Source organism: Mesorhizobium sp. L103C105A0 (genome assembly GCF_000502215.1).
Taxonomy (GTDB): domain Bacteria; phylum Pseudomonadota; class Alphaproteobacteria; order Rhizobiales; family Rhizobiaceae; genus Mesorhizobium.
In genome coordinates this window covers 1-3,136 of record NZ_AYXF01000036.1, presented here as the reverse complement: position 1 = coordinate 3,136, position 3,136 = coordinate 1, and the positions used below count along the sequence as shown (strand labels likewise).

Genomic DNA, 3,136 nt, shown 5'->3' with positions numbered 1-3,136 from the left:
AATCATCTTCCTCTACATCTGGGCCGGGCCCCATCACCTGCACTACACCGCCCTGCCCGATTGGGCGCAGACGCTCGGCATGGTGTTCTCGATCATGCTGTGGATGCCGTCATGGGGCGGCATGATCAACGGCCTGATGACGCTGTCGGGCGCCTGGGACAAGCTGCGCACCGATCCCATCATCCGCATGATGGTGATAGCCATCGCCTTCTACGGCATGTCGACCTTCGAAGGCCCGATGATGTCGATCAAGACGGTCAACTCGCTGTCGCATTATACCGACTGGACCATTGGCCACGTCCATTCCGGCGCACTCGGCTGGGTCGGCATGATCTCGTTTGGCGCAATCTACTTCATGGTGCCGAGACTCTGGAACCGTGAACGCCTCTATTCGCTCAGGCTCGTCACCTGGCATTTCTGGCTGGCGACGCTCGGCATCGTCGTCTACGCCGCGGTGATGTGGGTGTCCGGCATCATGCAGGGCCTGATGTGGCGCGAATACGACGAACAGGGCTTCCTGGTCTACTCCTTCGCCGAAACCGTGGCAGCCATGCATCCTTACTACATCATGCGTGCCATCGGCGGCGCCATGTATCTGGCCGGCGCCCTGCTCATGGCCTGGAACATCGCCATGACCATCCTCGGCTACCAGCGCGAAGAAGAACCTATGCCGGGCGCCCTGCCCGTCCTGCAGCCTGCCGAATAAGGAGCCAGACAATGGGCTTGATGGACAAACACGCGCTGATCGAGAAGAACGCCACGCTTCTGCTTATCGGTTCGCTTCTCGTGGTCACCGTGGGCGGTATCGTCGAGATCGCACCGCTCTTCTATCTCGATAATACGATCGAGAAGGTGGAAGGCATGCGGCCTTACTCGCCGCTCGAACTTGCTGGTCGAAACATCTATGTCCGCGAGGGCTGCTACCTCTGCCACAGCCAGATGATCCGCCCGTTCCGCGACGAGGTCGAGCGCTACGGCCACTACAGCCTGGCGGCCGAGTCGATGTACGACCACCCCTTCCAGTGGGGATCGAAGCGCACCGGACCTGATCTCGCCCGCGTCGGCGACCGCTATTCCAACCTGTGGCACGTGGATCACCTGACAGATCCACGGTCCGTGGTGCCGGAATCGATCATGCCGAGCTATGCCTTCCTGAAGGACAAGCCGATCGCGGTGAAGGACTTCTCTACGCATCTGGTCGCCAACAGGCGCGTCGGCGTCCCCTACTCCGACGACATGATCGCCAACGCCAATGCCGATTTGATGGCGCAGGCTGATCCCAACGCCGACCCATCCGGCCTCGAGGCCCGCTACCCCAAGGCTAAGATCGGTGACTTCGACGGCAACCCGCAGCAGGTGACGGAGATGGACGCGCTGGTCGCCTATCTCCAGATGCTCGGCACGTTGGTCGATTTCAAGAACTACGACGAAGCCGCCGGCTACCGCTGAGGAGGTTTGTCCATGGATTACAATTTGATGCGGGAGTTCGCTGACAGCTGGGGTCTGGTCGCCATGTCGCTGTTTTTTGTCGGCGCAATCATCTTTGCCCTGCGCCCCGGCAGCCGCAAGCTGGCCGACGAAGCTGCCCGGATTCCCCTTGAGGACGAGTGATCATGAGCGACGAGCACATCGATGAAATCTCTGGTGTTTCAACCACGGGTCATGAGTGGGACGGCATCCGGGAGCTCAACAACCCGCTTCCGCGCTGGTGGGTCTGGACGTTCTACATCACCATAGTCTGGGCGATCGGGTACACGATCGCCTATCCGGCATGGCCTCTGCTGCACACGGCAACCAAGGGGGTGCTCGGCTACTCCAGCCGCAACGATGTCGGGAACGAGTTGTCCGCGGCTGAAGCGGCCAAGGGCAAATATGTCGCCGCGATAGAAGCGAAAAGTGTTTCGGAGATCGCGGCGGACGACACGCTGCGCGAATTCGCCGTCGCCCGGCATGCGCGTTGAAAGNTCGGGAGCTCAACAACCCGCTTCCGCGCTGGTGGGTCTGGACGTTCTACATCACCATAGTCTGGGCGATCGGGTACACGATCGCCTATCCGGCATGGCCTCTGCTGCACACGGCAACCAAGGGTGTGCTCGGCTATTCCAGTCGCAACGATGTCGGGAACGAGTTGTCCAAGGCTGAAGCAGCCAAGGGCAAATATGTCGCCGCGATAGAAGCGAAAAGTGTTTCGGAGATCGCGGCGGACGACACGCTGCGCGAATTCGCCGTCGCCGCCGGCGGTGCCGCGTTCAAGCTCAATTGCGTGCAGTGCCATGGTTCCGGCGCCCAGGGCTCCAAGGGCTTCCCCAACCTCAACGACGACGACTGGCTGTGGGGCGGCAAGGCGGACCAGATCCAGCAGACGGTTACACATGGCATTCGCTTCGCCACCGATCCGGATACGCGCCTGTCCGAAATGCCGGCCTTTGGCGACATCATCACTGCCGATCAGATCAAACAGGTCAGCGCCTATATTGCCAGCCTGTCCCAAACCGTCAGCGATCAGGTGTTGGTGGCGCCCGGCGCCAAGGTCTTTGCCGAAAACTGCGTGGCCTGTCATGGCGACAATGCAAAGGGCAACAAGGAACTCGGCGCTCCTGATCTGACCGACGCCATCTGGCTCTACGGATCGGGCGAAGCCGCCATCGCCGCCCAGGTAACCGCACCGAAACAGGGCGTGATGCCGGCTTGGGGCGCGCGCCTGGGCGAAACCAGGGTGAAGGAACTTGCGGTTTACGTGCATTCGCTTGGCGGTGGGGAATAGGAACGGGGCCCTATTCCCTGCTCTTCACCGTCCAAGCGACGAGGCCCGGCTCTGCCGGGCCTCGATCTGTTTGCGCGGACCTGGCGATTGACCTGCATCAACGCGGCGCCATCCGGTCGGCGGCACAATCCGATCGACGCTGCATTTCGCTGACCTGGCTGCACCAGCCAAGACATTTACCCCGGCGAAATCACGAGTTGCGCGACGGGAGAAACCAGTGCTGGACAATATGCAGGTAGAACGGCTCGAGGCTGAGGCGGTCAACTCCGCCAAGGTGCGCCAGCCAATGTATGCCGCGCGCAGGAAGATCTTCCCGAAGCGGGCCTCGGGCAGCTTTCGCCGATTCAAATGGATCGTGATGGCGATCACGCT

At 61.3% G+C, this 3,136-nt stretch carries 4 protein-coding genes and 2 pseudogenes; all 6 read left to right on the top strand.

The features are described 5' to 3' along the window. On the top strand, positions 1–706 hold a 706-nt coding region (locus X727_RS135285; RefSeq protein WP_023835582.1), incomplete at its 5' end, for a cbb3-type cytochrome c oxidase subunit I. 11 nt (positions 707–717) lie between these two features. Then, positions 718–1,449, top strand: a complete 732-nt coding sequence (gene ccoO, locus X727_RS135290; protein ID WP_023835581.1) for a cytochrome-c oxidase, cbb3-type subunit II — start codon at positions 718–720, stop codon at positions 1,447–1,449. A 12-nt stretch (positions 1,450–1,461) separates the two neighbouring features. Then, positions 1,462–1,611 (top strand): CcoQ/FixQ family Cbb3-type cytochrome c oxidase assembly chaperone, encoded by a 150-nt coding sequence (locus X727_RS135295; protein ID WP_023830262.1) that lies wholly within the window; start codon positions 1,462–1,464, stop codon positions 1,609–1,611. Positions 1,612–1,613: 2 nt separating this feature from the next. Continuing rightward, positions 1,614–1,946: pseudogene (locus X727_RS135300) on the top strand (cbb3-type cytochrome c oxidase N-terminal domain-containing protein); the annotation flags it as partial. A gap of 11 nt (positions 1,947–1,957) precedes the next feature. Continuing rightward, positions 1,958–2,764, top strand: a complete 807-nt coding sequence (ccoP, locus tag X727_RS135305) for a cytochrome-c oxidase, cbb3-type subunit III (RefSeq protein ID WP_023835579.1) — start codon at positions 1,958–1,960, stop codon at positions 2,762–2,764. A gap of 217 nt (positions 2,765–2,981) precedes the next feature. Continuing rightward, positions 2,982–3,136 (top strand): annotated as a pseudogene (locus tag X727_RS1000000169495) (cytochrome c oxidase accessory protein CcoG); the annotation flags it as partial.

Coding starts and splice junctions, on each gene's coding strand:
- ccoO (WP_023835581.1), top strand. CDS start 718: ATGGGCTTGATGGACAAACACGCGCTGATCGAGAAGAACGCCACGCTT.
- X727_RS135295 (WP_023830262.1), top strand. CDS start 1,462: ATGGATTACAATTTGATGCGGGAGTTCGCTGACAGCTGGGGTCTGGTC.